At 56.1% G+C, this 15136-nt stretch carries 20 protein-coding genes and 1 pseudogene; 16 read left to right on the top strand and 5 right to left on the bottom strand.

The genetic code is table 11. The features are described from left to right. The first annotated feature begins 69 nt into the window (after nucleotides 1–69). The 4 genes and pseudogenes from LOH53_RS14435 to LOH53_RS14420 all read left to right on the top strand — a co-directional run. Nucleotides 70–363, top strand: a complete 294-nt coding sequence (locus LOH53_RS14435; protein WP_230068457.1) for a hypothetical protein — start codon at nucleotides 70–72, stop codon at nucleotides 361–363. A 122-nt stretch (nucleotides 364–485) separates the two neighbouring features. Then, nucleotides 486–626, top strand: coding sequence for a hypothetical protein (locus tag LOH53_RS14430; RefSeq protein ID WP_230068456.1), 141 nt, complete (start codon nucleotides 486–488; stop codon nucleotides 624–626). Continuing rightward, entirely contained in the window at nucleotides 623–943 is a 321-nt protein-coding gene (locus LOH53_RS14425; protein ID WP_230068455.1) for a DUF1016 N-terminal domain-containing protein, read from the top strand. The genes LOH53_RS14430 and LOH53_RS14425 overlap by 4 nt, the downstream gene beginning before the upstream one ends. Before the next feature lie 275 nt (nucleotides 944–1218). Next, a pseudogene (locus LOH53_RS14420) lies at nucleotides 1219–1569 on the top strand (PDDEXK nuclease domain-containing protein); the annotation flags it as partial. 113 nt (nucleotides 1570–1682) lie between these two features. On the opposite strand, the gene LOH53_RS14415 reads toward LOH53_RS14420, so the two are convergent. Both LOH53_RS14415 and LOH53_RS14410 read right to left on the bottom strand, forming a co-directional pair. Continuing rightward, the gene (locus tag LOH53_RS14415; protein WP_230068454.1) at nucleotides 1683–1976 is read right to left on the bottom strand and encodes a DUF1905 domain-containing protein; all 294 of its coding nucleotides are present in this window, start codon (nucleotides 1974–1976) and stop codon (nucleotides 1683–1685) included. Next, complete coding sequence (locus tag LOH53_RS14410; protein WP_230068453.1) at nucleotides 1973–2395, bottom strand: maleylpyruvate isomerase family mycothiol-dependent enzyme; 423 nt, start codon at nucleotides 2393–2395, stop codon at nucleotides 1973–1975. The genes LOH53_RS14415 and LOH53_RS14410 overlap by 4 nt, the downstream gene beginning before the upstream one ends. Before the next feature lie 52 nt (nucleotides 2396–2447). On the opposite strand from LOH53_RS14410, the gene LOH53_RS14405 reads away from it, so the two are divergent. Then, nucleotides 2448–3119, top strand: coding sequence for a winged helix-turn-helix transcriptional regulator (locus LOH53_RS14405; RefSeq protein WP_230068452.1), 672 nt, complete (start codon nucleotides 2448–2450; stop codon nucleotides 3117–3119). Between the two features lie 51 nt (nucleotides 3120–3170). Here the strand turns inward: LOH53_RS14405 and LOH53_RS14400 are convergent, their stop codons facing one another. Then, nucleotides 3171–4073 carry a ketopantoate reductase family protein gene (locus tag LOH53_RS14400; protein ID WP_230068451.1) on the bottom strand — a complete coding sequence of 301 codons (903 nt, stop codon included), beginning with the start codon at nucleotides 4071–4073 and terminating at the stop codon, nucleotides 3171–3173. A 73-nt stretch (nucleotides 4074–4146) separates the two neighbouring features. Here LOH53_RS14400 and LOH53_RS14395 point away from each other — a divergent pair, with 73 nt between their 5' ends. The 6 genes from LOH53_RS14395 to LOH53_RS14370 all read left to right on the top strand — a co-directional run bounded on the left by LOH53_RS14395 (nucleotide 4147) and on the right by LOH53_RS14370 (nucleotide 8149). Next, nucleotides 4147–4770, top strand: coding sequence for a TetR/AcrR family transcriptional regulator (locus LOH53_RS14395; protein ID WP_230068450.1), 624 nt, complete (start codon nucleotides 4147–4149; stop codon nucleotides 4768–4770). 62 nt (nucleotides 4771–4832) lie between these two features. Next, nucleotides 4833–5489 carry a DUF1684 domain-containing protein gene (locus LOH53_RS14390; RefSeq protein ID WP_230068449.1) on the top strand — a complete coding sequence of 219 codons (657 nt, stop codon included), beginning with the start codon at nucleotides 4833–4835 and terminating at the stop codon, nucleotides 5487–5489. A gap of 626 nt (nucleotides 5490–6115) precedes the next feature. Continuing rightward, nucleotides 6116–6568 carry a hypothetical protein gene (locus LOH53_RS14385; RefSeq protein WP_230068448.1) on the top strand — a complete coding sequence of 151 codons (453 nt, stop codon included), beginning with the start codon at nucleotides 6116–6118 and terminating at the stop codon, nucleotides 6566–6568. A 65-nt stretch (nucleotides 6569–6633) separates the two neighbouring features. Next, nucleotides 6634–7056: a DUF3054 domain-containing protein gene (locus LOH53_RS14380; protein ID WP_230068447.1), complete on the top strand. Its 423-nt coding sequence runs from the start codon at nucleotides 6634–6636 to the stop codon at nucleotides 7054–7056. Between the two features lie 74 nt (nucleotides 7057–7130). Then, a complete protein-coding gene (locus LOH53_RS14375) occupies nucleotides 7131–7412 on the top strand; it encodes an Lrp/AsnC family transcriptional regulator (RefSeq protein WP_230068446.1) in 282 nt (93 codons plus the stop codon). 2 nt (nucleotides 7413–7414) lie between these two features. After that, nucleotides 7415–8149: a copper homeostasis protein CutC gene (locus tag LOH53_RS14370; protein ID WP_230068445.1), complete on the top strand. Its 735-nt coding sequence runs from the start codon at nucleotides 7415–7417 to the stop codon at nucleotides 8147–8149. Between the two features lie 2 nt (nucleotides 8150–8151). On the opposite strand, the gene trpD is transcribed toward LOH53_RS14370, so the two are convergent. Continuing rightward, nucleotides 8152–9213, bottom strand: coding sequence for an anthranilate phosphoribosyltransferase (trpD, locus tag LOH53_RS14365; RefSeq protein WP_376991297.1), 1062 nt, complete (start codon nucleotides 9211–9213; stop codon nucleotides 8152–8154). Between the two features lie 186 nt (nucleotides 9214–9399). On the opposite strand from trpD, the gene ctaE reads away from it, so the two are divergent. The 4 genes from ctaE to qcrB all read left to right on the top strand — a co-directional run bounded on the left by ctaE (nucleotide 9400) and on the right by qcrB (nucleotide 13712). After that, complete coding sequence (gene ctaE / locus LOH53_RS14360; RefSeq protein WP_230068444.1) at nucleotides 9400–10038, top strand: aa3-type cytochrome oxidase subunit III; 639 nt, start codon at nucleotides 9400–9402, stop codon at nucleotides 10036–10038. 91 nt (nucleotides 10039–10129) lie between these two features. Next, nucleotides 10130–10918 carry a cytochrome bc1 complex diheme cytochrome c subunit gene (gene qcrC / locus LOH53_RS14355; RefSeq protein ID WP_230068443.1) on the top strand — a complete coding sequence of 263 codons (789 nt, stop codon included), beginning with the start codon at nucleotides 10130–10132 and terminating at the stop codon, nucleotides 10916–10918. A gap of 89 nt (nucleotides 10919–11007) precedes the next feature. Beyond that, entirely contained in the window at nucleotides 11008–12036 is a 1029-nt protein-coding gene (gene qcrA / locus LOH53_RS14350) for a cytochrome bc1 complex Rieske iron-sulfur subunit (RefSeq protein WP_230068442.1), read from the top strand. A gap of 2 nt (nucleotides 12037–12038) precedes the next feature. After that, entirely contained in the window at nucleotides 12039–13712 is a 1674-nt protein-coding gene (gene qcrB / locus LOH53_RS14345) for a cytochrome bc1 complex cytochrome b subunit (protein WP_230068441.1), read from the top strand. 195 nt (nucleotides 13713–13907) lie between these two features. Here the strand turns inward: qcrB and LOH53_RS14340 are convergent, their stop codons facing one another. Beyond that, on the bottom strand, nucleotides 13908–14687 hold the full coding sequence (locus LOH53_RS14340; protein ID WP_230068440.1) for a GntR family transcriptional regulator: 780 nt from the start codon (nucleotides 14685–14687) through the stop codon (nucleotides 13908–13910). A gap of 81 nt (nucleotides 14688–14768) precedes the next feature. Here LOH53_RS14340 and LOH53_RS14335 point away from each other — a divergent pair, with 81 nt between their 5' ends. Next, the gene (locus LOH53_RS14335; RefSeq protein WP_230068439.1) at nucleotides 14769–15056 is read left to right on the top strand and encodes an HPr family phosphocarrier protein; all 288 of its coding nucleotides are present in this window, start codon (nucleotides 14769–14771) and stop codon (nucleotides 15054–15056) included. The last annotated feature ends 80 nt before the right edge of the window (nucleotides 15057–15136 follow it).

Below are 15136 nucleotides of genomic sequence, written 5' to 3'. Positions count from 1 at the left end.
TCCTGTTAGGAGTTCCTTGAACAGACACCTCTCTAGCCCAAGACTTCCCCCGGCTGCGAGTATGTAGACATGATGATCGTGGAAGAAATATTGCTCGCTGCTCAGCCCGCGCTTGAGGCAATTCTGACTCCGATTGAGCTCGAGCGTACCCGTCTGGATGTGGTGACGACGAAGCGTGAACCGGTCACGGCATCAACGATCGTCAGCGCGGACCTTCTTCTCCGAGTCTTCGTGTACGACGAGCAAATGGGGTTCTGGCTCTATCCACCCGAAGGCATCAACGGCTTCACGACTCGTCTACATAGTGAATTGCAGGATTTCGTTGCGGAGAGCGGGTTCGGATGGGGAGAGCTTCGTGGATAGTGTCCCCATCGATACTCCCCTTGGGTCTGGTCTCGGCCCGACACGAGCAAACGGTCAGGGCCGTTAGCGCCGGATACTGTTCCACAGTATCGAGGGCCGGGCATACCCCAAGGTGGCATCTCATGACACGTTCAGGAGTATCGGGCCAACTAGGGCGGCCCATGACCGAGCTCGAACCGGACCGCTCCATAGATTACGCCGCCGCGCTGACGACCCTAAAGACCTTGTATGCCAGGCTCAACACCGCGCTCAACAGGTCGTGAACACGGCAATGTTCGAACGGTATTGGAACATCGGACGAACCATTCTTGCCAGGCAAGCCAACGAGCCGTGGGGCAGTAACATTCTCGACCAGCTCGCCCATGACCTACGCACAGAGTTCCCACACATGAAGGGCTTTTCCCGCACCAATATGTACAACATACGAGCCTTCGCCGCAGCGTGGAAAGATACAGAACCAATTGTCCAGACACCGTCTGGACAATTGAGCTGGAGCCACAACGTCACACTCCTCAACAAACTAGATAACCAAGAACTACGCCGCTGGCACGCACTCAAAGCCCTCGAAAATGGCTGGTGAGTAGCCGTCCTCGAACACCAAATCGCTACCGGCCTCCACAGCCGCACCGGTTCAGCCCCGAACAACCTTGAAGCACGACTAGCCCAAGAAGGCAGAGACCTAGCACGCGAAATTGCCAAGGTACCTCTGATCTTGGGCTTCCTCGGCCTCACCGAGGAAGCCCAAGAGCATGCCATGGAAGAAGCCATGACACTACGCATGGCACAGACCCTGGCGAGTTCGGATCCGGGTTCGCATTCGTCGGCCGCCAGTACCCTTTAGACGTCGATGGAGACGACTTCTTCATAGACCTCCTGCTCTACCACGTCCCGCCTGACCGCTACGTCGTCGTGGAACTAAAAGCCAGAAAATTCAAACCCGCACACCTCGGCCAACTAAACTTCTACGTCTCAGCCATCAACGACATGCTCAAACTTCCCCGCCAAACACCCACAGTCGGAATCCTCGTCTGCGGATCCAAAAACGAACGAACCGTACGCTACGCACTCGACGGTTCAACCCAACCCCTCCCCGTCACGTCCTACACCTACGAAGCACTTCCCGCCAATGAACAAGCCACCCTGCCATCCCCAGGCGCCATCAGCGCAGCCCTAGAAAACGAGCAATCAAGCGTTCCCGACACCTAACCCAAAGCATAGGTAACGACGGATTTCATGGGGAAAAATCACTGATTCTCAAGTTCTTATGTCCTCTCGAAGCAGCCGAGGATTCCCACGGCTGCTTATGCAGCAGGAGGCTCTTAGGTGATTCGGCGGGTCAGATGTACGCTAACCTGCTCGCCCAAGCCCTTCTGCAGGACTTTCCGAAATGGAGCACGCAATGGCATCATGTGGGTACCTCCACCCACCGGCAACATGGTGGCGTCGTAGTCGTACCCATCAACAGTACCGCCAATCTTGACGGCCTTTTTGGTGCCAAAGAACTCTGCAGAGTCGGGCATCTGCACACAGAGCCACCCACTATTCGAATCGGCGATTACCGTGGCCACGAAAGTGACGTCGATGGTGTGGTTCGCTTGGCTTGGGTTTGTCATGCCGGCTCCCGGATAGTTACAGCATGGAAGGCCGCGGCTCCCGGCCCGCTGAGTTCCTTGCCGTGCACGAATGCTTCCACCAGCCTTGTCTCTAATGCGGCCGGTGAGGTTAACGTGCGCAGTCGCGTCGTCCGGAAACTGGCCAAGGTTTCAAGCGGGTCTGGCGCTCTCTCTCGGGTCACCCCCACCGCATCGTCGTGATCGAAGCCGAATCCGGCAGCTAACATTCGGTTGATGAAACCCCGCCGCGTTGTCTTGGCAGTATCAAGTAGATGAGCCACCACGTCGTGTACACCCCAGCCAGGACACAATGAGCCGGTGCGCCATTCCTCGGATGCGATTGAGGTCAAGTCGTACATTAATGCTTGACGCTCGTCGTGGACTACCGGCCAGATCACGGAACCTAGTAGTCTCTTCATTTCGCTATTGAAACAGTAGCGAAGACTCATTGTCAAGAAGTAATATGTTCAGATGGCAGGCAGAAGAACATACGGTTCCTACAACGACGGATGTGCGTCCGCCCATGCGCTTGATTTGATTGGCGAGCGTTGGGCACTCATCGTGGTCAGAGAGCTATTGCTAGGGCCAAAGCGTTTCGTAGACATCCAGCGCGACATTCCCGGACTCGGCCCGGGCCCGCTCTCGCAACGGTTACAAGAGCTCGAGGCAACCGGCGTCGTGGAACGAAACTTACTGCCTGATCCCGCACGGGTGACGGTCTACGGCCTCACCGCGTGGGGGCGCGGCTTGGAAGAAGTCAACACTGCGTTGTCTCTGTGGGCTGCACAATCACCTCATTTGCCGCTCGAGGCCGACATGGGACCAGACACGCTGGTTCTGGCGATGCGGGCCCACGCCCACCCACTGCCCGCCGGTTCAACCAGCCTCAAGATCGCCCTGAAGCTCACGGACTCCCGCTTCATTGGCCGGGAAGCGGTGACATATCTGGCAACGCTAACAAGCGCAGGATCATCCATCAATAAGACCACCATCACCGATGGCGCCGACGCGGAAGTGCACAGCGGCACACGCGAATGGAAGAGCCTCGTCATCGGCGGAGCCGCCCTCGATAGCTCCGAGGGCATCACTATCACCGGAAACCAAGAATCAGTGAACACACTAATAGAAATCACCAAACTATAAATACCGTTCACTTGGTCGGTAGCTCTGCCGAACATGCGTCGAGCGGATTAGTCAGCAAATGGTTCGCCAAAATGGTTTTGGAGAATCCTCACAGGGCGTTGCGTTGGCGATTATCTGGTCGGCCAGCAGCTGGTTCTCTGCAGACGCCGCAAGCGATTCTGTACCGAGAGGCGCTGCCGCCGAGCTGTGTAAGAACTTGCGGAACAGGGCAACGAGTACCACCTCGGGGATTATGCGCAAGGCGTTGAAGATACGCGGCGTCGGCTGCGTCGGCATGGAGGCAAGATTCACCCGCATCACCCGGAGCATGCCGCGGATGGCGTCCGGATTTCCAGCCAGAGCTTCGAGGCCGCCCGCAGCATGCACCATTTGTCCGAGCGGCACTTCGAACGCTGCGTGTGTTTTTAGCCAGGCGTCCATCTGAGGTTCGGACTTAGCCTTGAGCCCCGCGGCGCGAAGAAGCTGCAGAATGCGTTCCAATCGTGGCGTGTTCTGTCCATCGGGTTCGCCGATCGGCATTGAGACCATGCGTGTCAGGAAGCTCTTTGGAACAAATCGGATCACCTGGCCGTCCATGGTGCCGCCTTCCGTGGGGAAGCCGAGCAACACCCGCTCGGGACCGATCCCCTCCCCCAGCGGCAACGGGCCAGCTGCCCAGTTGAGCATGAAGACTACGTCGCCTGTTAGACCATGGAGCGACTTGAGCACCTGGCCAATATGTTGGGCACGGACGAAGACGAAGTTGAGATCGTACCCGCCGGCTGGGTCCGCGACCACTGGAACCATAACCCGCCTAATGTCAGGGCTGTCTGATTCGGCGAGCTGTACCCCGTGCTTGCGCAGGGAATCTAGGCGTTCACCCCGGGCAAGGAGTGAGACGTCGTACCCTGCCTCATGGAGGCGGACAGCGAACAGGCTGCCGATAACTCCGGCCCCATAAACAAGTATTTTCATGTCATGTCTCTTTCACATTGGATTTTAGAGTTCATACGATCGTATGAAACGAACGTTTGTGTAGACTATACCTGTGGCATCCCCAGACACTCGCACCCAAATTCTCGACGCTGCCGAAGTCATCTTCGCTGAGCGCGGTTTCAGCGGCGCCTCGGTTCGTGCGATCACCGATCTCGCAGGCGTAAACTTGGCCGCCGTCGGGTACCACTTCGGATCAAAGCGGGACCTCATTGCCGCGGTTGCTCGCCGTGTTATCGAACCGATCAACGTAGCCCAAAACGTCGGGTTGGACCGGCTCCTCGAACAAGCCCCGGAACCGCAAGTGGCAGACCTGGTAAGTGCCTTTGTGGGGCCTCTTTTCGACGAGATACCGGCCGACGACATCGGCGGCTCCCGGAAGTCCCTGCTCATCATGACCATCATCACTGACCCGGCCAAGGAAATGCGCAACTGGATGGGTTCCACTGAGGCCGCCGTTCGTGATCGATACCGGACAGCTTTCATGCGTGCACTACCCAACATCTCCTCGGCAGAGTTGGAATTTCGGATGCGAGGACTCCTTGCAGTGGTTGCCGTGGACCGCATAGAGATGAATAACCGGGGCACGCTGGATAGCAGCGATGAACTTTCCGGTGTATCGACCCGACGCTGGGCAATGGCGTTCCTAGTGGCAGCGATGAAAGCACCGTCGCAATAGGAGTCGTCACCCACGAGCTGACATTCGACCTCAACAACTGCAGATTTGGAGACGAAAAGATCATGCATGAGAAAGCCAAGACTACGAAGGCAACCACCGCTACATCCACGCTGGACTGGAGGCTGCGCACGTTCGAGCTCTATTCCGAGGTCCGGGCGCTGATGGAGTCAGGTGACAGGACTGGGGCTCACGCCCTTTGGATTAGACAACGAAACTCCCTATTCGCTACGCATGCAGCGTCAGCTTTAGACCCGGAGAAGAAGAAACGCTTTCGGGGTCTGCGGGTGTCTGACTACGACGCTAATTTCTCCTTTGAGTCCACGCTCTTGGAAGAAGGTGCCGGGGAGGAAATGTTGGTCCGGACAGGTACGGATGGGTCCGTCCCATTCGAGCGAATCGGGACGTTCCGCATCCCCGGGATCGGATCCTTGGCTGCATGGCAGCTGCGCAGTTACGGAGGCGGCATATTTCTTCCCTTTCGGGATGCCGGATCTGGACAACCTGGCGGCAGCTACGGTGCCGGACGGTACTTGCTGGACACCATCAAGGGTGCCTTTCTGGGTCGAGTAGGTGACGCGTTCATTCTGGATTTCAACTTTGCCTACAACCCTTCATGCGCCTACGACGAGACGTGGGCATGTCCCCTTCCGGGGCCCCATAACCGACTTGCCACGGAGATTAGTGTGGGTGAACTATATCTCCCAGAACTGGCACCCTGATCCTCTAAAGCACTGACACCAAACCTCATGGAAGAGACGGATCGGACTTATTTGTTCCACAACGGATGAAGGGCTTCAGGGTCCTTCTGTGGTTCAACGCGTCTTTGAGGACATTGAACGGCGCCAAATCCGGGCGACTGACCATTGGTAAAAACACTTTCCACACGGTCAAAGCCAACTGCAGCCAGAGGCAGTTCTAAGCTGCAGTTGACATTGGCTAGTCACAAAACAGTGTCTGGGAACATCCAGATGCCTTAGCCCCCGTTTCGCAGACTGAATTCAAGGATCGTGCCGCTGGCATGAAGGAAACACTTGTGAACGGAGCAGCTGGAGAATCCTTCATTCTGCACCGTGACGGCGAAGAACCGTACCCAAGCCTGCACTATTGGAAGGTGATACGCAGCGAGATCTCTCAAATTCACGTCTCCAGGATTGGATAGCTGTGCCTCACAATCGAGGGCCTATCCGTCGTCGACTCGAAGTGGGACAACAACGGTGTGAACATGATCGGAATCCGGCTCGAACCAATCGAGTCGCCCATACCGGAAGTCGACACTGCGGTCTAGAGTCATACCCACGCTGCAAATAGTCAGCTGCTAAGGCCAGGAAGGAATATGCTCAAAGACGTGAATCGTTCAGCGCTCCCCTTCGTGGTCCTTGGCAGTTTCAGCATCATCGCAGGTGGTGTGATCTCAGCAGCTAGTGCTGGCGGGCCAAACTATTTTTCTGCGTGGACTGTTGCCTACCTCGTGCTTGTGGCGGGATTCGCCCAACTAGTTTTGGGAATCGGGCAAGCGAACCTTGCGAGCCGGATCCCGAGCACGCTGGTGATTGCTTGGCAGATAATAACTTTCAACGCCTCAAGTGCAGCTGTGCTCCTTGGCACGTTGTTAGCGGCACCGTTTTTGACGTACGTGGGCGCCGCGCTGCTCGTCGTGGCACTGGCATTGTTTGTCTGGGGTGTGCGGGGCCACACTCGCCACTCTGTAGTCCTGCTCTGGGCATTTCGCACGATGGTGGTCATTTTGCTAGTCAGCGCACCCATCGGTTTGATCATTTCCCATTCCCGGATGGGCTGAAGCCATGGTCGACACTGCTGAGCATCGAGATTCCAACAAAGGTTCTTAGCGACTAAACTATTGGGGTGACTAACGCTAAATCGACAGCAGCCCCGAATTCAACTGAGACGCCGGCACCGGCTCGAAAATTGCTGGGTTACGCCATTATTCTTGACTTCGTGCTCGTCCTCGTCTTCGCAGTCTCCGGTCGTGCCTCCCACGCGGAGAGCCTGAGCATCGGTGGAGTGGCATGGACGGCTTGGCCTTTCTTGGCCGCTTTGTTGCTCGGCTGGCTGGTGACGCGCAACTGGCGCTCCCCCATCCTCCTGTGGCCAAATGGGGTCTGCATCTGGCTGATCACTCTCGCAGGTGGAATGGCTCTGCGCGTCCTTTCAGGGGAAACCGCAGCTATCCCCTTCGTCATCGTGGCTACACTCGTTTTGGGGCTGTTCTTACTGGGACACCGCATCATCACAGCTCTCGTTATCCGATCCACAACACGGCGCTAGTTTTGTAAGCCATTGGGCTACGATCAAAGCAGAAACAAACCCCCAGATACCTTCCCCCTGACAAGGAACTTCTTGTGATTACAGCATTCGTCCTGATCAAGACCGACGCTTCACGCATTCCAGAATCCGCTCAGGAAATATCCGAGCTCGAAGGTATCAGCGAGGTGTACTCCGTAACGGGCGAATGGGATCTGATCGCCATTGCTCGCGTTGCAAAGCACGAAGACCTTGCCGACGTTATCGCTGACAGACTCTCCAAAGTCGAATCCGTTATGTCAACGACTACCCAAATTTCTTTCCGCGCATATTCCCAGCACGACTTGGATGCTGCTTTCGCCCTTGGATTCGACCACTAGGAGTGCAGCTCGAAATTGCAGTCCAAGATGTCCCAGGCGCAGAACTAGCTGCCAAGTACGGCGTAAACCGCATCGAGTTGTGTTGCGCCCTACAGGTGGGTGGACTCACCCCATCCGCCGGGCTGATCGTTAGCGTGCGCAATAAGGTGCCTGAAATGCCAGTGCACGCATTAGTACGCCCACGTCCCGGTGACTATGTCTACGACCCCGCCACGGTCCGTCTCATGGTGGAAGAGATCAAAGCCCTGCGTGATGGCGGAGCCTTCGGAGTAGTAATCGGCGCGTTGACAGCTGACGGAAGAATTGATTACGCAGCCGTGGAAACCATGGTCAAAGCAGCTGAGCGCATGCACGTGACGTTTCATCGGGCCATTGATCACCTTCGTTTTAGTGAAGTTCTCGCGGCCGTACCGCGACTGGCAGATCTTGGGGTTGGTCGCATTCTCTCTTCTGGCGGAGCGACACGTGCCGGTGATGGTGTGGCCCAGCTTAACGCCATGCAAGTTCTCGCACCCGCGAATCTAGAGATCATGGCAGGCGGAGGAGTGGATATCGCCGACTTCGCAACCTTCAAGGATGCCGGACTGCGCAATGTGCATCTGTCTGCCAAACGAAACGTGGGTGATCTGCAAGCCCAGACGTTCACCGCGGTAGCTAGCGCGCAGGACCTGAGCTACTACGCCACGGACGAAGATCTGGTGGCGCTGGCTGCAAGTGCCGTCCAGCTTCTTCTCTAGCTTCAGTTTCCCGCTTGGCTGAGAGCAACCCAACTCTCTAAAACATGGGACGCAGCACCGCCGTCGATCGCCGCCTCTGCACGTGCCAGTGCAAACCGCATGCGGTCCTCGAGTGTTCCGGAAGCCGTATTGTCAAAGGCCACCAGCCCAGCTGCAGCATTAAGCACGACGGCGTCACGCACGGCTGAGCGCTCGCCGTCCAGAATGCGCTGCACTACTTCAGCGTTGAATTGAGCATCCTTTCCGCGCAAGTCCGAGATGGTAGCGCGGGGTATCCCCACGTCCAAAGGGTCGAAGTCGCTCTCGGTCACCACGGTGTCGCGAACTTCCCAAATCTTGGACGGACCCGTTGTGGTCAACTCGTCAAGGCCGTCGCTACCGCGGAATACAAGTGCCCGAACATTTCGAGCGGCAAGGACCCCTGCTATGAGCGGCGCCATCCGGGCGTTAGCTACTCCAACGGCAGAGGCCGCCACACGAGCCGGGTTGGTCAGCGGTCCCAACAGATTGAAAGCCGTAGGTACACCGAGTTCGCGCCGAGCCACCGCAGCATGCCGCATGGAAGGGTGAAAGAAATTGGCAAAGCAAAATGTTATGCCGACTTCCTGAGCGGACCTGGCCACCAACTCCAGGGACATGTCCAAGCGGACGCCTAAGGCCTCCAGAACGTCTGCTGAGCCTGCCGCCGATGACGAAGCCCTATTGCCATGCTTGACAACCGTGACGCCTGCACCGGCACACACCAGGGCCGCCATGGTTGAAATGTTGACTGTGTTGAGTCTGTCCCCCCCGGTTCCCACTATGTCCAAAGCATCACCGGGAATAGAAAGGGGGCGAGCATTAGAAAGCATCGCCTCCACCAACCCACTGACTTCAGCGACAGTTTCCCCTTTGGCGCCCAGCGCCACAAGGAACCCGGCAATCTGAACATCGCGAGCATTTCCGGCCATGATCGTATTCATAGCCCACTGCGTTTGTGCCGCCGTGAGGTCAGACTTGCCCAAAAGAGTGGCAATGAGATCGGACCAGGTTGGTTCGGGCAGGGCTGCTTCAAGTGGATTCACCCTCCAAATATTAGACGAAAGCCCGCCGAAGCATACGATTGTGACCATTGACACGGGAGGTGTCTTATGCATGCCTTCCTGAACATTCACAGTGAAATAGCGGCAATTTCGCAAGTTTGTAGAAAAAGAAACGCAAAACGGCACTTTGCATTGGGAAGTACGGAGATTTATAGACATAATGTCTATGTGACGACTGCGACCCATGCCCCCAGTACCCCGGCGCATCCGACGCTGAACCGACCGAACATGGTTTCTGTAGGAACCGTGGTTTGGCTCTCCAGCGAACTGATGTTCTTTGCCGGTCTTTTTGCTATGTACTTCACCCTCCGTTCCACCACTGGTGGACTTTGGGCCGAAGAAACGGCCAAGCTGAACTTCCCGTTCGCCCTGGTTAACACCCTGATCCTGGTTTCTAGCTCGTTTAGCTGCCAGATGGGCGTGTTTGCCGCGGAGAACCTTCAGCCGCGCCGCACCGGACGCCGCTTCCAGTTCTCCCGTTGGGGAATGACGGAGTGGTTCCTGCTGACATTCGTTCTTGGAGCTATCTTCGTTTCCGGTCAGTCGACCGAGTACGCGATGCTGACCTCAGAGCACGTAACCCTCAACGCAAACGCGTACGGTTCCGCCTTCTACATGACCACAGGCTTCCATGGCCTGCACGTTATCGGTGGACTCATAGCGTTCCTACTTATCATCGGGCGTGCTTACGCTGCCAAGAAATTTGGACATTTCGAGGCCACCAGCGCAATCGTGACTTCGTATTATTGGCACTTCGTCGATGTAGTGTGGATCGGACTTTTCCTGGTCATCTACGTCCTGAAGTAAGCTGATAAACGGTTTTCTTCTACACGAGACAGAATTAGCATTTGCGGCTCTCACTAGGGGCCGTATGAATACAGATCAAAGGAACCACCAAGTGAAGGCACTCTCGCAGAAGCGACGTCATCCGCTGGCTGCACTAGCGTTGCTAGTGTTGGGCCTAATGCTGACAGGTGGGCTATACGCCATTGCCACAACAGTCAATGCGGCAAAGGCGGATACCACCACCTCGTCCGCATCACAGGTGAAAGAAGGCGAGAAGCTCTTCGTCGCGAACTGCGCAACCTGTCACGGTGTAGGCGCCAGTGGAACAAAGGCTGGACCCTCACTTGCTGGCGTGGGCGCCGCAGCTGTCGACTTCCAAGTCGGTACTGGTCGCATGCCCCTCCAGATGCAGGGACCCCAGGCCCGTGAGAAGCCGGCTCAGTTCACCACAGAGCAGACACGAGAACTCGCGGCGTACGTTGCCACACTCGGCGACGGTCCGGCACTCCCAGCGGAAGAATTCATCGACGGTAAAGGCGACGCCGCAGTCGGTGGAGAACTGTTCCGCGTAAACTGCGCCATGTGCCATAACGCAGCAGCAGCAGGCGGCGCTCTTACTCGCGGTAAGTTTGCACCGGCTCTTGCCGGAGTTTCAAACAGTCACATCTACAGCGCCATGATCACAGGGCCGCAGAATATGCCCGTTTTCAACGATGCGAACATCACCCCTGAGGGCAAGCGCGACATCATCACGTTCTTGAACACCATTGAAGCTCAAGGCTCGCCTGGTGGAGCTGCCTTGGGATCAGTCGGACCTGTCTCTGAGGGCTTGTTCCTCTGGACAGCTGTTTTGGGTGTCATCATCGGTTTCACTATCTGGTTGACCTCCCGGACTTCTTAGTCTGCGAAGATTTTGGTTGCACAGCAGCCACGAGAAACATACATTACGACCCCGGGAAGTTACCGGGATAAGAGAAGGATGAGGGGATTATGGGCGACCATAGTGACGGCACTCCGGCAAACTCGGACGCCGTAGCTAAGGCTGGTCACAACGAGGTGGATAAGTTCCAGGACCCGGGACTCCCTCCACATCGTTTGCGACTGGCTGACACGGATCCCAAGGCAGCAAAGCGGGCCGAGCGTCAAGTGGCAATTCTGTTTGGAATTTCCATTGTTGGCACTTTAGTTTTTCTTCTGGCTTACTTTGGCATTCGCCTAGATGACACCATTGCGACCTTGCGTTTGCAGAACCTCTTCATGGGTCTTGGTATTGGATTTGCCATGTTGGGGATTGGAACTGGAATCGTTCATTGGGCACGTGCCTTGATGCCAGATCATGAGGTCTCGGAGCTACGGCATGAACTGCGCCCAGAAGCTGACCGCGTTGCCGCCGTGCAGATCGTCGACGACATCGTCGAGGAAACCGGCATCAAGCGTCGCCCTCTGATCCGTAACACACTCATCGGGGCAATGGCGCTCGCACCGCTACCCGCCATTGCCATCTTCCGCGATTTGGGCCCATTGCCCGGTAATTCGCTGCGACATACCCTGTGGAAAAAAGGTGAGCGTCTTTCTCGCGACCCTGATGGAACCCCCATCAAGGCATCTGATGTCACCATTGGCTCAGCTTTCCACGTCATTCCTGAGTCGCTAAACAAGCTTGAAACCGGCAAATTGAATGAGAAAGCCAAAGCTGTCGTTCTCCTCATGCGCTTGAACCCCGAGGATCTTCATCCCTCACCGGGGCGTGAAGACTGGAGCTACAACGGCATTGTTGCCTATTCCAAGATTTGCACTCACGTTGGTTGCCCTGTCGCACTATACGAGCAGCAGACGCATCACCTCTTGTGCCCCTGCCACCAGTCGACGTTCGACCTCACACGGGAGTGTAAAGTCATCTTCGGACCAGCGGTTCGCCCGCTGCCCCAGTTGCCCATTGCAGTTGATGGCGATGGTTATCTAGTCGCACAAAGTGACTTCCATGAACCTGTTGGACCGAGCTTCTGGGAGCGTGGCTGATCATGAGCACTATAACCGAAGCACCATTTGAGCCCCAGACCAGCGCCGGTCGCATCACGAACTTTGTGGACCAGCGCGTAGGCGGCTCAGGCATCTTGCGCGAATTTGGACGGAAGGTCTTTCCGGACCACTGGTCCTTTATGTTCGGTGAAGTAGCACTGTACTCATTCGTGATCTTGCTGCTTTCCGGGACGTTCTTGACGTTCTTCTTTGATCCGTCCATGGCGGAGACCCACTACACCGGCAGCTACATACCCCTCAAGGGTGTCGAGATGTCAGTTGCCTATAGTTCTTCCTTGAATATCTCCTTTGATATTCGCGGCGGGCTCTTCATGCGCCAGGTACATCACTGGTCCGCGCTACTCTTCGTTGCCGCCGTAGCAGTTCATATGTTGCGAGTATTCTTCACCGGAGCGTTCCGCAAACCGCGTGAGCTCAACTGGGTGGTTGGTGGCGTCCTGCTCATACTCTCCATGGCAGCTGGGTTTACAGGCTATTCACTTCCTGATGATCTGCTTTCGGGCAATGGCCTGCGCATCATCGACGGTGTCATGAAGTCAATCCCCGTAGTGGGCACCTACATTTCCTTCTTCCTCTTTGGTGGGGAATTCCCTGGGAACGCCATCATCGGGCGTCTGTATATGCTCCACATCATGCTGGTACCTGCAATGATCTTGTTGATGATCGCCATCCACCTCTTTATGGTTGTGATTCACAAGCACACTCAGTACCCCGGCCCTGGACGTAACGACGGTAACGTCGTCGGCTATCCTCTTGGCCCTGTATATGCTGCCAAGGCTGGTGGATTCTTCTTCATCGTTTTCGGCATCATAGCCTTCGTTGCCGCATTGTTTACGATTAACCCCATCTGGAACTACGGACCGTACGACCCCTCCCCCGTTTCGGCAGGCACACAGCCTGACTGGTACATTGGCTGGGTTGACGGGGCACTGAGACTGATGCCAGGTTGGTTGTTCAACATTCCCTTGGAATGGCATATTCCCCTGCCGTGGGGTGTCAATACATTGAGCCTGAACGTTTTGATCCCCGCGCTTGTTCCGGCAGGCATCGTCTTCACCTTGCTGTTCGCTTACCCTTGGATCGAACGCTGGGTCACTAGGGACGACCGTGAACACCATGTGCTCGACAGGCCTCGTAACGTTCCAACACGTACAGCAATCGGTGTGGCTGGTTTTATCTTCTACTGTGTCATGTGGGCGGCCGCGAGTTCTGACTTGATAGCAACACATTTCCAAGTCTCGCTCAACGATGTCACTTACTGGTTGAGGGCGCTGTTCTTCATCGGCCCCATCCTAGGATTCATCATCGCCAAGCGAGTGGCCCTTGCACTCCAGCGCAAGGACCGGGAAATTGCTCTTCATGGTCGTGAGACTGGCCGAATCGTCCGTCTACCCCATGGCGAGTTCCAGGAAATGCACGCTCAGCTCGATGACTACAAGCGCTATAAGCTCGTAGGTTTCGAGTCTCCGGTCGCGGAGGAAGGAATTCCCAACGAAAACGGAATCGTCACTAAGACGGAACGACGCCGAGCAATGCTCAGCAGCTTCTTCTTCGAGGACCGCGTGGCCCCGGCCACCCCGCTCGAACTTGCAGCCGGCCATGAGCAGCACGAGGCCATCGAAGCTGGCGAGGATGCTAAGGAAGTATCACACTAGCTTGACCTAGATTGATCATCTGAACCACCAAATGAGGCGGTCCCAATTGGGCCCGCCTCATTTGTTTAACCTCTTGCGTGCGATATTCGCTGTGGGCCTCTACTGTGGGCCTACTCTCAAGCGATGCACACCCCAAGAGACGCTTCTGCCGGAGAATTGTAGCCTGACGTCGGCACGTCGCGAAAGCCGACTTCTCTAGTAGGGCCGTCTAGTCCTTGCTCCAGGGCGCTGAAGTGGCACACGGAGCTTGTACCTGTCAGCCCTGTAGAACGAAACAGAATAGTCAACGGTGGACCGCGAGACGAAAGCATGGCGCTCCATTCGCAAGACAGGAGCACCAACGTCAACTTTCAGAAGGCGTGCAATGGATGCTGTAGCAGCATTGGCCTCTACTATGTCTTCTCCCCACTCAATCACCAGGCCGTAACGTTCGCTCAACAGGTTGTACAGCGATGTGGGCGGCCCCTCCTCCAAGATGCCAGGAACGCGCCAAGCTGGGATGAAGTTCTCATCAACGCTCATGGGTTCTTCATCTGCCAGTAGGAGTCGACGGAATCGGATTACGGCCTGTCCTTCTTCCATTCCCAGCTCGCGAGCAAGCCGAGCAGTCGCGGGTATTTGTTCAAAAGAGAGCGTTCGTGCAGCTGGCCTCATTCCTCGGCGTTGCATCTCCTCCGAGTAGGAGGTCAGCTTCACTTGGACGTCAAGCTTCTGGTGAGAGACGAAAGTTCCCACACCTACGACCCTGGCGAGCAACTCCTCCTCAACCAAGGCTTCGATGGCATGACGAACAGTCATCCGAGCCACACCAAAGTGAACTGCAAGATCGCGCTCGGAGGGTAACTGACTTCCGGCCTTCGCGACGGTAGAAATATAGTCGCGGAACAATTCACGCAACTGCACATGAACGGACATGCCGGACTCTCGATCCAAGCGACCTGCAACATCCTTCGCTGACGGAACCAAATAGCTCATGAAACTCCTTTACTGGCAATGTCCACCCTAAAACACGACTACTCTCTATACGTAAAGCTACTCATTTTCAAGGAGTCATGAATGTACAGTCGGAAAGCCATCATTGCGGCGAGTGTGGGCCTGCATGCCCGTCCCGCGGCAGTTTTTGTTCGTGCCGTCAACCAAACGGGCCTTCCGGTCGAGCTGTCAAAAGATGGAATTGATCCCGTGGATGGTCGTTCCCTTTTGGCAGTCATGAGCGCAGATTTTCAAAGTGGCACTGAGGTGGAAGTATCTGTGAACTCGTTCGGAGCTGACGAGGACCGTGTGCGTGCCGCTGTAGACATGCTAGCAAGCCTCTTGAACACAGATCTGGTGGATCAGTCCTAGCAGTATTGCGCAAGCTTCTACGGTCCATATAACGAAGAGGGGCTGACAATTACTTTCCAGTAATTGTCAGCCCCTCTTCG

The organism is Arthrobacter cryoconiti, assembly GCF_020905375.1.
GTDB classification, from domain to species: Bacteria; Actinomycetota; Actinomycetes; order Actinomycetales; family Micrococcaceae; genus Specibacter; species Specibacter cryoconiti.
The sequence above is the reverse complement of the archived record's forward strand: the minus strand, read 5'-3'. Positions and strand labels throughout refer to the sequence as shown.